This window comes from Candidatus Accumulibacter phosphatis, from assembly GCF_012939955.1.
GTDB lineage: Bacteria > Pseudomonadota > Gammaproteobacteria > Burkholderiales > Rhodocyclaceae > Accumulibacter > Accumulibacter delftensis.
In genome coordinates this window covers 49,619-63,227 of record NZ_SPMY01000029.1, presented here as the reverse complement: position 1 = coordinate 63,227, position 13,609 = coordinate 49,619, and the positions used below count along the sequence as shown (strand labels likewise).

Annotated in this window: 13 protein-coding genes and 2 pseudogenes; 7 read left to right on the top strand and 8 right to left on the bottom strand. The window is 62.8% G+C overall.

The genetic code is table 11. From position 1 onward, the window contains the following. Positions 1–2: 2 nt before the first annotated feature. Positions 3–302, bottom strand: a pseudogene (locus tag E4Q23_RS23825) (patatin-like phospholipase family protein); the annotation flags it as partial. Beyond that, positions 299–2,680 (bottom strand): mechanosensitive ion channel domain-containing protein, encoded by a 2,382-nt coding sequence (locus tag E4Q23_RS11215; protein ID WP_169066712.1) that lies wholly within the window; start codon positions 2,678–2,680, stop codon positions 299–301. The gene E4Q23_RS11215 and the pseudogene E4Q23_RS23825, both read right to left, overlap by 4 nt. Before the next feature lie 331 nt (positions 2,681–3,011). On the opposite strand from E4Q23_RS11215, the gene E4Q23_RS11210 reads away from it, so the two are divergent. Then, positions 3,012–4,193 (top strand): MFS transporter, encoded by a 1,182-nt coding sequence (locus E4Q23_RS11210; protein WP_336511669.1) that lies wholly within the window; start codon positions 3,012–3,014, stop codon positions 4,191–4,193. Between the two features lie 142 nt (positions 4,194–4,335). Here the strand turns inward: E4Q23_RS11210 and E4Q23_RS11205 are convergent, their stop codons facing one another. Then, positions 4,336–5,118 carry an SGNH/GDSL hydrolase family protein gene (locus tag E4Q23_RS11205; RefSeq protein ID WP_169066711.1) on the bottom strand — a complete coding sequence of 261 codons (783 nt, stop codon included), beginning with the start codon at positions 5,116–5,118 and terminating at the stop codon, positions 4,336–4,338. A gap of 175 nt (positions 5,119–5,293) precedes the next feature. On the opposite strand from E4Q23_RS11205, the gene E4Q23_RS11200 reads away from it, so the two are divergent. From E4Q23_RS11200 to E4Q23_RS11175, 6 genes are all read left to right on the top strand, one after another. Then, entirely contained in the window at positions 5,294–5,446 is a 153-nt protein-coding gene (locus E4Q23_RS11200) for a hypothetical protein (protein ID WP_169066710.1), read from the top strand. 123 nt (positions 5,447–5,569) lie between these two features. After that, positions 5,570–6,175: a cytochrome b gene (locus E4Q23_RS11195; RefSeq protein ID WP_248595379.1), complete on the top strand. Its 606-nt coding sequence runs from the start codon at positions 5,570–5,572 to the stop codon at positions 6,173–6,175. A 45-nt stretch (positions 6,176–6,220) separates the two neighbouring features. Beyond that, positions 6,221–6,802 carry a YceI family protein gene (locus E4Q23_RS11190; RefSeq protein WP_169066709.1) on the top strand — a complete coding sequence of 194 codons (582 nt, stop codon included), beginning with the start codon at positions 6,221–6,223 and terminating at the stop codon, positions 6,800–6,802. A 76-nt stretch (positions 6,803–6,878) separates the two neighbouring features. After that, complete coding sequence (locus E4Q23_RS11185) at positions 6,879–7,466, top strand: YceI family protein (RefSeq protein ID WP_169066708.1); 588 nt, start codon at positions 6,879–6,881, stop codon at positions 7,464–7,466. 79 nt (positions 7,467–7,545) lie between these two features. Continuing rightward, positions 7,546–7,791: a CDGSH iron-sulfur domain-containing protein gene (locus E4Q23_RS11180; protein ID WP_169066707.1), complete on the top strand. Its 246-nt coding sequence runs from the start codon at positions 7,546–7,548 to the stop codon at positions 7,789–7,791. A 345-nt stretch (positions 7,792–8,136) separates the two neighbouring features. Next, complete coding sequence (locus E4Q23_RS11175) at positions 8,137–8,727, top strand: malonic semialdehyde reductase (RefSeq protein ID WP_169066706.1); 591 nt, start codon at positions 8,137–8,139, stop codon at positions 8,725–8,727. Between the two features lie 78 nt (positions 8,728–8,805). On the opposite strand, the gene E4Q23_RS11170 is transcribed toward E4Q23_RS11175, so the two are convergent. From E4Q23_RS11170 to E4Q23_RS11150, 5 genes and pseudogenes are all read right to left on the bottom strand, one after another. Continuing rightward, entirely contained in the window at positions 8,806–9,720 is a 915-nt protein-coding gene (locus tag E4Q23_RS11170) for a DMT family transporter (protein WP_336511668.1), read from the bottom strand. Positions 9,721–9,741: 21 nt separating this feature from the next. Further along, positions 9,742–10,467 (bottom strand): ABC transporter ATP-binding protein, encoded by a 726-nt coding sequence (locus tag E4Q23_RS11165; protein ID WP_042330205.1) that lies wholly within the window; start codon positions 10,465–10,467, stop codon positions 9,742–9,744. After that, positions 10,467–11,306: an ABC transporter ATP-binding protein gene (locus tag E4Q23_RS11160; RefSeq protein WP_169066705.1), complete on the bottom strand. Its 840-nt coding sequence runs from the start codon at positions 11,304–11,306 to the stop codon at positions 10,467–10,469. Before E4Q23_RS11160 ends, E4Q23_RS11165 begins: the two co-directional genes overlap by 1 nt. Continuing rightward, a pseudogene (livM, locus tag E4Q23_RS11155) lies at positions 11,303–12,623 on the bottom strand (high-affinity branched-chain amino acid ABC transporter permease LivM). The gene E4Q23_RS11160 and the pseudogene livM overlap by 4 nt, the downstream one beginning before the upstream one ends. After that, positions 12,623–13,537 (bottom strand): ABC transporter permease subunit, encoded by a 915-nt coding sequence (locus tag E4Q23_RS11150; protein ID WP_169066704.1) that lies wholly within the window; start codon positions 13,535–13,537, stop codon positions 12,623–12,625. The pseudogene livM and the gene E4Q23_RS11150 overlap by 1 nt, the downstream one beginning before the upstream one ends. Between the last annotated feature and the right edge of the window lie 72 nt (positions 13,538–13,609).

Genomic DNA, 13,609 nt, shown 5'->3' with positions numbered 1-13,609 from the left:
CGCTTCAACAGGGATGCCTTGTCGAACATCTGCTGGCCACTTTCGACGTAGAACTTGCGGATCTGGTCGCTGGACATGCCCGCCGCAATGCATGCTGCGACCATCGCCCCGGTGCTGGTGCCACAGACGAAATCGAAGTAGTCGGCGAGCACCAGATCGGCTTTGCCGAGCTTGGCGCGTAACTCGGCTTCGAGCCTGGCCAGGATCTCGACGCTGATCAGGCCCAGGATGCCGCCACCGTCGCAGGCGAGAATCTTCTTTTGGCCGGGGCGGTCGATGCGGTCACGAAGCTTCTGGTTCATGGCGTTTTCCTTTCGTCGTCGTGTTTTTCTGTCGGCTGAGCGTTTCGCTGCGCGGCGCTTGCCTGCCTTTCTCCGCCCTCACTTGCGGGTGCCTGCACGACTCGCACTGGCAGTGGTTGTGAAAGATCGAGGTGTACGTCGCGCTGCGGGAACGATATCGTGATTCCGGCCTTGCCGAGACGTTTCTCCATCGCATAGCGGAGGTCGCTGTCCACCCGTCGTCCCATCAGATTCGGCCCCAGCTCAACCCAGAAGACCAGCACCAGCAGCAGCGCATTGTCGCCGAAGTCCTCGAAGAAGACTTCCGGCTTCGGATCGCTCAAGACCTGCCCGTGATCGTCGGCGCAGCCGGAGATGATGTCGGCAGCGTCGCGCACCGGCGACCCGTACGCGATGCCGATCCGGATTTCGCGCCGGACATGGGTATTGGAATAGGTCCAGTTGATGATCTGGTTTTCCAGAAGGCTCGAGTTGGGCACCAGCGCTTCGAGACCATCAAAGCCGCGCAGCGTTGATGCGCGCAGGTCAACCTGGGTGACGTAGCCAGTCATCCCTTCTATGGCCACGATATCGCCGACGCGAATCTTGCGCTCGAAGAGGATGATGATGCCGCTGATGACGTTCTTGATGATCGTCTGGGTCCCGAAGCCGATGCCGATTGCCAGCGCACCACCCATGAACGCGAAAACGGTAAGGGGGATGCGCGCCAGATTGAGGATGAAGATCACCAGCACCAGGGCCAGCGCGATCATCGACCAGCGACGAATGACGCTGGCCAGTTGCTGGTCGACCCGGAAGCGGCTGACCATCAGTCGCTGCAAGCGCGCCGAGAGCAGCGAGAACAGCCAGTAGCCGACAATGTACAGGGCGATCGCGCCGATGCTCTTGCCGACGGTTATCCCATAGCTAACGCTTACCGTCTTGCCGTCGACGAAGGTCGAATCCTCGACCGCAAACATTTCGAAGTCCCAGATCTGTTTAAGGATGTTCGTTATCTGCAGCGCGCCGAGCTTCCAATCGTCGGCGTCGACGGCTTCGCCGCTGTAGCCGAAATCCTTCAGCCAGCGCTTGATTTGACGATACAGCTGCCGGCCCGCGATTTCCACGCTCTGGTAGTCCTGCACGCGCTTCTCCAGGGCCTGCAGAATCGCCGACTCCTGTGATCTGGCACTGGAACTGAGCGAGGTATTGTCAAGCCGTAGCGCTTGCTGCATGACCGCGGTGCGCGCCCCGTCCTGCATTTCACGGAATAGGTCCTGACGGCTGGCGAGTTCTTCAGCGGTCCGCTGCAGCGCCGAAAGGACCGCCTGGCGGGTAGCGGAATCGTCGGAGCGGAAACCGACGAAACGCTGTTCCCAGGCGCTGCCGGCGATCTGAATGAGGCCGTCCAGCCAGCTCAAAGTCATCAGCGTCAGGCGGCCGGTCTCCATCTGCACATCAAGCACCCGCATGCGATGCGCGATGGGGCCATTGGGATCGGCGCCCGTCAGCAGTTTCGCCAGTCGCTCGCGTTCGGCTGCGAGCTTGCTGTTTGCGGCAACGACCCGATCGATTTCGGCGCTTACCCTGTTCTGCCGGCCACGCAAGCTTGCCTTCTGCTGCTCGAAATCCTCCTTGCTCAGACGCTGTTCGGGTAGCACGCGGGCAAGGAGACGCTGCATTTTCTCGCGCAGCGGTTGCAGTTTTTCCACTTCCCGCTGGATGAGTTCTCGCCCGAGCGTGGTCGTGGTCAGGTCAGCCTCGACCTGTCGCTGGCCCAGTGACGCAAGTTCACGGTTGTCGCGATCCTTGTCGACTTGCTCCCGCTTGTTGGCACTCGCCAGCCGATCCTCTGCCAGGCGAACGGCTTTGCTGGCTCGCTTGCGCGCGTCGATCAACTCGGTTTGTTGTTCTTCGAGTGCCCGTCCGGCCGCGGCCAGGCTTTTCAAATGTTCGCTCAGCGTATCGTATTCATCGCGCAGGGCATCGACGCGCAAGGCGGAGTAGGGCGGCGGTCCGTCGAATTCGGCCAGAAGCGTTCGCTGGTTCGGGGTCTCGGGTGGCGCGTTGTTCAGCGTATCCAGCTCGTCGAGCAGGTTCACGCGTTCCCCGTAGAGCAGTACCAGTCGGCCAAGCAGGCGCTGGCGCTCGCTGATCGGCGAGCCGTTCTCGGTTGCCGCGCGGTCCTTCAGCCGTTGCTCATCTTGCTGACGGCGCGCTTCGGCGAGCAGCGTCGCCGCCTCGGCACGCGGGTCGACGGCTTCCGTCGTGGTCGCTTCAGCCGGCTTGCTGGCTTCCTTTGAGGCTCCGAAGAGCTGTTTGGGCAGGCTGAGTTGCGCGTCGGCGAGCGGTGCGAGCAGCAGGATGTAGAGCGCGAAGAAAAAGCGCTGGAGAGTCATTGAAGCTGACTCCGGGCGGCTCGCGGCACAGTTGCCGCACGGATCCATACGGGGAGGGCGATGTTCGCGTGACGAAGCCGGAGCGGCTCGCTTTCGGCCAGGCGTGCGACAGAAGACTGCAGACAGGCGAACAGGTTTTCCACAGGGTTTCCTTCAGAACAGGGGCGTAGTATCGAACTTGATGCTGCGAACGTCTACCGCGGATCTTCCTTGGCGGTTTTAGTGCGCGGCGCCGGCGAGAAGCGGCTAGACTCCGACTTTCCGCACCGGAGCCTTGCCATGACCAGCGCTGTCGCGTCCCTGCCTGAAAAAAAAAAGCCACGATCTGGAAGTGATTTGCTTGATCGGTTTCGTACATGGCGTTTCGCATTTCTTTCATTTGCTCTTGCCGCCGCTGTTTCCGTGGCTGATGCACGATTTTGGTTTGAGCTTTACCGGCATCGGCGCGACGATGACGATCTTCTTCGTCGTCTCGGCGATTGGGCAAGCGCTGGCGGGTTTCCTGGTTGATCGCTTTGGCGCGGCCAGGGTGCTTGGCGGCGGCATCTCGTGTTTTCTGCTTGCGGCGCTGCTGCTGTCAGTGGTCGACGATTACCTTGGCTTGACCCTGGTTGCCGCGCTGGCCGGGCTGGGCAACAGTGTTTTCCACCCGGCCGACTTCACGGTGCTCAACCGGCACGTCTCGCAGCACCGGCTCGGGCACGCGTTTTCGATTCACGGCTTGTCGGGCAATCTGGGCTGGGCGCTGGCGCCGGTGTTCATGACCGGGATTGCCGCGACTGCCGGCTGGCGGGTGGCCGCGCTGGCCGCCGCGGGGATCGCGGCGCTGGCTTTGCTGCTCTTCGCCTGGCGGCGGCGGACACTTGCTGACCCGCCGGGCTCACTGGTCAGCGGCGCAGCGGGTGGGCAGGCGATTTCGGCATTCGGTTTTCTGCGCTCGCCGGCGGTCTGGATGTGCTTTTTATTCTTTCTGCTGATTACCACCGCCTTTGGCGGCATTCAGAATTTCGTGATGCCGATCCTGCAAAACCTGCACGGTCTGTCGCTGGCGGCCGGAGCGACGGCGCTTTCGGCGTATCTGGTCGGTGGTGCCGGCGGCATTCTGACCGGCGGTTTCCTGGCGCAGAAAGGTGAACAGGAACGCTTGATTGCTGCGGCGCTCGGCGCCGGGGCATTGCTTACTATCGCGCTGGCGCTGCTGCCGCTGCCGCAGTGGAGCGTGTTGCCGCTGATGGTCGGTATTGGCTACTGCACGGGAATCGCCGGCCCATCGCGTGACCTGCTGGTACGCCGGGCGGCCACTTCGCGCTTCGGGCAGGCGGCCTACGGCCGCGTTTACGGCTTTGTCTACTCGGGGCTCGATACCGGCCTGGCCTTGGCGCCGCTGGTCTTCGGCGGGCTCATGGACGGCGGGCGTTTCGCCGCGGTGCTGATCGGCATTGCCGCATTGTGGGGGCTGTCGATCCTGACCGCGCTGCGCGTCGGTGGCGTTACCCGGCAGGCGGCCGCCTGAGGGTTTTGTCGGCGGCCGGGTTGATGATCAAGCCGACCGCCGTGCCAGCCGGCCAGCCACGACGGTGGTCAAGCCGGGGCGGTCAAGCCGACGTCGTCAAAATGCGGCAACAGGCGGGTCGGCAGGTGGGGCAGCTCTCCGCTCAGGCGATTCCTGTCCGTTCCAGCGCCGGCCGCCAGCATTTTGCGAGGCGATTGAAGCCGCGTACCGTCGGATGCAACTCGTTGGCCCAATCGTCTTCGGGTTTCAGGGTATGGCGCCCGTCCACCAGTTGCAGTGTCGGCGCTTTCGCCTGCGCTTCTTCAAGACATATCCAGAATTCGTCGATCAGCAGCTTCACCACCTCCGGTTGCAGAGCGCGATCGACCTTGGCTGCATCCATCGGAAACTGCAACCACTGTCCGAGACCGAGGAAGCCTTTGCCGTTTGGCGGCGGATAGTCGTAGCTGTGCACGAAGACCGGCGTGCCGGGAATTTTCTCCTCGACCAGCGTGACGACGCTGAGCAGGGCATCGATGACGGTGCTGAAGAGCTGCTTCGGCTGGCCGCTACGCAAGCAGGCGAAGGCTGAAGTGGCGTCGGAGCAGTCTTCCAGGAGCAGCTTCCCGAGATCGTCACGGCCGGCGAAATCGTTGCCACCACCAGACAGAAAAACCGCTTTAATCGTCCGGCCATAGCCTTTCTTGCGATCGAGGTCGCGTTCGATCTGCTCGCGAATCGGGCCTGACTGGTACTCGACGGCTTCGGCACCGCTGTGGCCACGGACCAGGATGAGGTGGCGCTTCTTGCGGTTCAGGCGTTTGTGCAGCTGGTTGAGAAGATTATTCTTCGGGTACCAGAACCACGAATCGCCAATCGCCAGGACGCTCGGAAACAGGCCATCCCTGGTCAATATCGATTCGTCCCATACGGGCTTGTTGATCATTTCACATCCTCCAGTTGTTTGTTTTAAGTTGTCTCGCTTGCCTTGCGGATGCGGCAGTGGTTGGCCAGCAGATAATCGCATAACGCATGTACAGTCTGCAACGGCCGCTGCGGGTCCTTGCTGCCTGAGGGCTTCCCAGTACGCTTGCTCGCCGATGCGCGCAGCGAGGTAGTCGATGAGCTTCCGCACCCGCTGCGGTACCTGGCACCTGTACTCGGCGGTGGCCGCCGACAAGTGCGCACGCTTGAGCACGGATTTTGCTGCTCTCGTCGACCATCCGCCGCGTCCGCTGGCCTGCCTGGCGCAGGAACTCTTCGCTACGCATTGAAGTCGGAGACGCGAGGCGACAAGACGGGATCACAGGACAAGGCGCGTTTTCAGTTTTCGACCCTCAACTGTCGACCCCTGGCGCGGCAAGAGCTGCCAACAAACCGGAAAGAAGGTGACGACGATGCCCAACACGATGACCGACAGCCGCTATTCGCATGCTGCCATGGCCCTGCACTGGCTGATGGCCATCCTCCTGATCAGCCTGTTCAGCCTCGGCATCTACATGCACGAACTGCCGCTCTCACCCGACAAGCTCAAGCTCTATTCGTGGCACAAGTGGGCCGGCGTGACCGCTTTCATGCTGGTCCTGCTGCGCCTGCTGTGGCGAGCCGGCCACCGGCCGCCGCCCTTGCCGGCGGCGATGCCGGGCTGGCAGAAGACCGCGTCGCACGGCATGCACCATTTACTCTACGTGTTGATGGTCGCGGTCCCACTGAGCGGCTGGCTGATGAGCTCTGCCAAAGGTTTCCAGACCGTGTATTTTGGCGTCCTGCCGCTGCCGGATGTCCTCGGCAAGGACAAGGAACTCGGCGAGTTGCTGCAGACGGTGCACAAGATTCTCAACCTCAGTCTGGCGGCGCTGGTGGTCGCGCATGTGGGCGCTGCGCTGAAGCATCATCTCATCGACCGCGACGACATCCTGTCGCGCATGCTGCCTTTGCGCAAGTGCCGGCAGGAGTCCCCCCAGACCCAGACCCGCACGCAATCGCAGGCGCAAAGCCGCTGACCCGTAGAGAAACCTTCCCGCGTTCGACGCACCCATGGAGAATACATGAACATCCTTCGCCCAATCCCGGTCGCGCTGCTGGCCGCGCTGCTGGTCGCCAGTGGCGCCACGCAGGCGGTCGAGTTTTCGCAGTTCCAGGCCGACAAGAGCACGCTGCAGTTCGTTTCCAAACAAATGGGGGTGGCGGTCGACGGCCGCTTCAAGAAGTTCTCCGCGACGCTGGCTTTTGATCCGGCCAAGCCGGCGGCAGCGACTGCCAGGCTCGAGCTCGACCTGGCCAGTGTCGATGCCGGCTCGGCGGAGGCCGACGGCGAGGTGGTCGGCAAGCCGTGGTTCAACGTCAAACTGTTCCCCACCGCCACTTTCGTTGCGACGGCGATTCGTCCGCTCGGCGGCGACAAGTTCGAACTCGTTGGCAAGCTGAGCATCAAGGACAAGACGCAGGATGTCAGCGCACCTTTCAGCTTCCGGGAGGAGGATGGCAATGCTATCTTCGCCGGCGCTTTCATCCTCAAGCGCCTCGATTTCGGTGTTGGTGACGGCATCTGGTCCGATGTCAGCGCCGTCGCCAACGAAGTGCAAATCAAGTTTCACATCGTCGCTGCACCCGCAGCAGCCGGCAAGTAAGCCGTTGCCGGCGAGCAGTTCGGATCCGTCTGCAGAATATCCATTAACCATCGTTCCCATCTCAAGGAGATGTCGCATGAAGAGGCAAGTTGCCCCGCGCAAAGTTTTTGCCATTGTCGCCCTCAGCGGTCTTTTCGCAGCGCCGGTATTCGCTGCAGGCGAAACATTTGTCGTCGATCCGAACCACACCTATCCGCGTTTCGAATACAACCATCTTGGTTACTCGAAGCAGATCCAGCGCTTCAACAAGACGTCCGGGACCATCGTTGTCGACCGTGCGGCCAAGACCGGCGCGGTGGACATCAGCATTGACGCCAGGTCGGTGGATACCGGTTACCCATTGTTCGACGAGCATATCCAGGGCGAGGACTATTTCGATACCGCGAATTATCCGACCATCACCTACCAGTCGACGGCCGTGAAATTTGAAGACGACAAGCCGGTGTCCGTCGAAGGTCTGCTGACCATCAAGGGGGTGACCAAGCCGGTGACCCTGACCGTCACCTCGTTTCACGCCATGCCGCACCCGATGCTCAAGAAGGACGCCATCGGCGCCAATGCCGTCGCCCAGATCAAACGTTCCGACTTCAACGCCGGCAAGAACGCGCCTTACGTGAGCGACGAGGTGACACTAAGCATCGCCGTCGAAGCCCTGAAGCAGTAGACTGGCCTTCACACGGGGCCCTCGGGCCCCGCCCCGGCTTGCCGTTTTGGCGAGCAACAACAAGAAACTGGAGACTGCCATGAGCGAGAACAAGCCCACCGTTGCCCAACAAGCGCCGTACGCGGTTGATGTCGAAGCTGGCAAGACCTACTGGTGGTGCGCTTGCGGTAACAGCAAGAAGCAGCCTTTCTGCGACGGTAGCCACAAAGCTGGCCCCTTCTTGCCGCTGGAGTACAAAGCGGAAGCGGCCGCGAAGCTCTACTTTTGCGGTTGCAAGCACAGCGCCAACAAGCCGCTGTGCGACGGCAGCCACAAGAAGCTTTAACGGTCATGACACGTGGAGACACCCCAAATCATGAAAGTCATGACCGTTTCCTTCTCACTTGCCGTGCGCATTCCGGCTTGCACGCCGGAATCGTTCGCCGGGCAGGGAGCATGCTCCCTGAATTCCCCGCCTCACCCCTGCCCCTTCTCCCGCAAGGGGAGAAGGGAGTTTCGTGAGTCGCTTGCGCGACTTTCACATTAATAACGAGAAAGACGAAACGGACGAAACGGACGAAGCGGCCGAAATAGCCGCAACGGACGCAAGAAGCCAAAGCGGCGAAGCGCTGCAGCGGGCATCCACAGCCGCTTGCTCAGCACCCACCCAAACCTCCGGAGGAGAGAGCACATGACCAGAAGCCTGAACAGCGCAGCACTCGCCCAACTATTCTGCGAAGCGCGAACCCACAACGCTTTCGCCCCCGAGCCCCTTCCCGAGGCGACTCTGCGTCACCTGTACAGCTTGATGAAGTGGGGTCCGACGTCCATGAATTGCCAGCCCGCGCGGCTGCTCTTCGTGACCAGCGCCGAGGGCAAGGCACGCTTGGCGCCAGCGCTGTCGCCCGGCAACCTGGACAAGACGCTGGCTGCCCCGGCAACCGTAATCGTTGCCACCGACAGCCGCTTCTACGAGCATCTGCCGACGATGTTTCCGGCCTACGACGCCCGGCCGATGTTTGCCGGCAACGCAGAACTGGCTGCCAGCACCGCCGCACGCAACGGCACCTTGCAAGGCGCTTACCTGATTCTCGCCGCGCGTGCTCTGGGTCTGGATTGCGGGCCGATGTCCGGCTTCGATGCTGGCAAGCTCAACGCCGCGTTCTTCCCGGACGGCCGTTACCAGGCCAATTTTCTGTGCAATCTTGGCGTCGGCGATCCCGCGGCGCTGCACCCGCGCGGGCCACGCTTGAGTTTCGAGGAAGCCTGCGAGATCGCCTGAGGGACGCCTTGCTTTTCTTTTCGCTCGTCTTCCGTGTTGCGTCGAGTGACTGCGTTTTCGAACCCGCGTGACCTTGGCTCAACGACCTTCGCCACGCGCCGCCAGGTAAATCCCGAAGAGCAGCAGCGCAAAACCAATCCCCTGCAACAGCGCGAACGACTCTGCGAAGAATATCCAGGCCAGCGCTGCGCTGCCGACCGGTTCGCCGAGCGTCACCACGGCGATGAAAGTCGCGGAGACGTGTTTCAGCGACCAGTTGTACGAAGTGTGCCCGAGCAACTGCGGGCCGAGCGCCATTCCCAGAGCAATCAGGTAGGCGGCGCCGGAATAGCCGGTGAGCGGCGTGCCGCTCAACTGGCAGGCGAAGAGCAGAAACAGCGAGGCGCTGCCATAGGCCAGCCAGACGTAGGCCGGTAGCGGCAGATTGGCGCGCAGGCGCCGCCCGATCAGCAGGTAGGCGGAAAAACACCAACTGCCGACGATGGCCAGGAAGTTGCCGAGCAGCGGGTCACTGCCGGCCACGCTGCTCTGGCTATCGCTCCAGAAGATCAGCATGCTGCCGGAAAGCGAGATGACGATGCCCAGGGCCATCACGGCGCCCGGCTTTTCCCCGAAGAGAAAAAACGAAGCGATGCCAACCCAGAGCAGATTGGTGGTCACCAGCGCCGTGCTGCTGGCTACCGAGGTGTATTCGAGCGAGGTGATCCAGGTGGCGAAGTGCAGCGCCAGGAAGAAACCGGCGCCGCAGGTCAGCAGGGCCTGGCGCAGGCTCAGCGCGCGTAGCACATGGCCCGATTGCCAGAGGGCAATCGGGGTGATGATCAGCGCCGCCAGCCCCAGGCGCAGGGTGGCGATGGTCAGGGACGGCAGGCCGTGGCCTTGCGCCAGGCGCGCGAGAATGGCGCCAAAGGAAATCGCCAGCAGCCCGATGCCGAGGACCACGAAGGGCAGCCAGCGCGGCAGCGCCGCGCTCTCCTCCGCACTTTTTTCCACGCCTTCGCTGCCAGCGCTCGGCTAGGCAGCGGTCTCCGTCTGGGCGCCCTCGAGATAGGCGGCGCGCACTTCCGGACTGGCCAGCAGTTCGCTCCCCGTGCCGGAGAGAATGATCTGGCCGTGCTGCAGGACGTAGCCACGATGCGCCACGCGCAGGGCGTGGTGCGCGTTCTGCTCGACGAGCAGGATGGTCATGCCGTGCTCACGGTTGAGCTCGCGAATGATCTGGAAAATCTTCTTGATATACAGCGGCGCCAGGCCCAGCGAAGGCTCGTCGAGGAGCAGCAGTTGCGGCCGGCTCATCAGCGCGCGGGCGATGGCCAGCATCTGCTGTTCGCCACCCGATAGCGTGCCGGCACTCTGCGTGCAACGCTCTTCGAGAATCGGAAAAAGGGTGTACATGCGCTTCAGGTCGACCGCAAAGTTGCTCTCTTCGCCGAGAACGGCGCCCATTTGCAGGTTTTCGAGGACCGTCATGCGCGGGAAGATGCGCCGCCCTTCGGGAACCAGGGCGATGCCGCGGCGGGCGATGTCATGGGTCGGCAGGGCGGTGATGTCTTCACCATCGAAGACGATGCGCCCGGCCGAGGCGCGCGGCTGGCCGAAGATGGACATCATCAGCGTCGATTTGCCGGCGCCGTTGGCGCCGATCAGGGTCACCACCTCGCCGACCTGCACCGCCACATCGACACCGTGCAGGGCGTGGATGCTTCCATAGTGGGCATGGACACCCGACAGTTGCAGCATCATGAGCTGGCCTCCGCGTGCAGTTGTTCGTCGGCATCGTCCTCGCCCAGATAGGCCTTGATGACGTTCGCGTCCTGCTGGATGTGTGCCGGCGTGCCTTCGGCGATCTTGCGCCCGTAGTTGAGCACGCAGATATGATCGGAGACGTTCATCACCACACTCATGTCGTGCTCGATGAGCAGGATGGCGATGCCTTCGTCAGCTGCCAGGTGCTTGAGCAGTTCGTTGAGTTCGGCCGATTCGCGCGGATTGAGGCCGGCCGCCGGCTCGTCGAGGCACAGCAACAGCGGGTCGACACAGAGAGCGCGGGCGATCTCGATGCGCCGCTGCATGCCGTAGGGCAGGTCGCCGGCCGCGGTATTGGCCTTGTCGATCAGATCCAGCCGCTTCAGCCAGCCGATGGCCTTGTCCATCGCCGCCGCCTCGGCACGCCGGTAGCCGGCGAGGCCGAAGAGTCCGGCCAGCGAGAAAACCGAGGCATGCTGCAGCGCATTGTGCTGGGCCACCATCAGGTTTTCGAGGACGGTCATCTTCGGAAACAGGCGGATGTTCTGAAAAGTGCGCACCACCTGCGCCTTGTGCGCCACCTGGTGGCTGGGCAGCGTTTCGAGGCGCAGCAGACCGCGCTTGGGATGGTTCAGGCGGACACTGCCTTCGGTCGGCTTGTAGAAGCCGGTCAGGCAGTTGAAGAAAGTTGTCTTGCCGGCGCCGTTCGGCCCGATGACGCCGGTGATCTGGCGCGCGGCAACGTCCAGCGACATGTCGTCGATGGCCAGCAGACCGCCGAAGCGCATGGTCAGGCGCTCGACGCTGAGGAGCGGAGTGGTGGTGGCGCTCATTTGCCTTCTCCGTCGGCGGTGTAACGCAGCGTCGGTTCGCGGTGCGACAGGATGCCGCCCGGCTTCCAGACCATGATCAGGACCATCGCCGCGCCGAAGAGCAGCATCCGGTACTCGGCGAAATCGCGTCCCAACTCGGGCAGCAGTACCAGCACCAGCGAGGCCAGCACGACGCCCAGCTGGCTGCCCATGCCGCCGAGAACGACGATCGCCAGGATGATCGCCGACTCGCTGAAAGTGAAGGATTCCGGCGAGATGAAGCCCATCCGGGCCGCGAAAAAAAACGCCGGCAAAACCGCCGAGCATGGCCCCGATGGCAAAGGCCGAGAGCTTGACGTTGCGGGCGTTGATGCCCATTGCCTTGCAGGCGATCTCGTCTTCGCGGATCGCTTCCCAGGCGCGCCCGATCGGCAGCTTGCGCATGCGCGAGACGAAGAGGTTGGTGAGCAGCGCCAGCGCCAGGATCAGGTAGTAGAGAAAGATCAGGCGCTGGATTGGCGAATACTCGATACCGAAAAACGAGGCAAAGGTCGGATCATCGCCGGGCGGCTTGAGTTCGAGACCGAAGAAGGTCGGCCGCGGAATCGACGCAATGCCGTTCGGGCCACCGGAGAGTTCGGTCCAGTTCACCAGGATGACGCGGATGATCTCGCCGAAGCCGAGTGTGACGATGGCCAGATAGTCGCCACGCAGGCGCAGCGTCGGCCAGCCGAGCAGGACGCCGAAAAGGGCCGCCATGGCGCCGGCCACCGGCAGGGCCTCCCAGAAGCCCCAGCCGAATTGCGTTCCGAGGATGGCGTAGGTGTAGGCGCCGACGGCGTAGAAGGCGACGTAACCAAGATCGAGCAGGCCAGCCAGGCCGACGACGACGTTCAGGCCCCAACCGAGCATGACGTAGATCAGCACGGTGGTCGCGGTATCGACGACGTAGCGGTTGTCGGCAAAGAACATCGGCAGGGTCAACGCCACGCCTAATGCTGCCCAGGCGACCCAGGTGAGCATCGGGCTGCCGCTGCGTCCACTGCTGTCGGTCAGCGCTGCCGCGGCCGTGGCCGCAGTCGAGCGCTCCCGCGTCAGTTGGTGCGCCTTGAACTGGTCGATGCCGTAACGCAGAAGCAGCCGGCCCGCGAAAGCGACGCCGACGAAGATGAACAGGGTCGGCCAGCGCGTGGCGATCTGCAAGGCGCCACCGCTATCGACGGTGGTCAGGCCGATCATCGGAATGCCCAGCAGCAGGGCAATGAAGGCCACCGCGGCGGCGTCCTTGAGACGCGTCGCGGGCGAGAGGCTGTGTGGGGCGAGAACGAAAGCGGCCATCAGACTTTCTCCACTTCAGGACGGCCGAGCAGGCCGGAAGGGCGGAACATCAGGACCAGGATCAGGATGCTGAAAGTCGCCACGTCCTTGTATTCGGCAGACAGATAGGCGGCCCAGAAAGCTTCGATCAGGCCAATCAGCAGGCCGCCGAGCATCGCCCCCGGCAGCGAGCCGATGCCGCCGAGAACGGCCGCCGTGAACGCCTTGATGCCGGCGACGAAACCGATGAAGAAGTCGACCACCCCGTAATAGACGGTGACCATCACCCCGGCCACCGCCGCCAGCGCTGCACCAAGCATGAAAGTCAGCGAAATCGTGCGGTCGACGTTGATGCCGAGCAGGGCGGTCATCGTCCGGTCCTGCTCGCAGGATCGTTGCTGTCGTCCGAACGAGGTTTTTGTGATCAGGTAAGTGAAGCCGGCCATCAGCGCCACGGTGACGATAACGATGAGAATCTGGGTGTAGGCCAGGCGAACGGTAAAGCCGTCGACGGTCATCAGATCGATGCCGCCGACGAGCACCGGCGGGATCGGCTTGACGCGCGCCCCCTGCGTCAACTGCACCATGTTCTGCAGGAAAATCGACATGCCGATCGCCGAAATCAGCGGCGCCAGCCGCGTCGCCCCGCGCAGCGGCCGGTAAGCGATGCGCTCGACGGCCCAGCCATAGACCGAGGTAAACAGGACGGCGATGATCAGCACCAGCACCAGCGCCAGAGGCACCGAGCTGATCGCGAAACTGGCGAGCAGGGTAAACACGGTGACGGCGATGAAGGCGCTGACCATGTAGATGTCGCCGTGCGCGAAGTTGATCATGCCGATGATGCCGTAGACCATCGTGTAACCGATGGCGATCAGGCCATAGACGGCGCCAAGCGTCAGGCCGTTGATCAGTTGCTGAAGTGCAAGAGCCATCACCTTCCTCCTTTGCTGCTGGCGCGAAATGCGCTGATTATTGTGCTTGCGTCAGACCGTCAAACTTCGCCG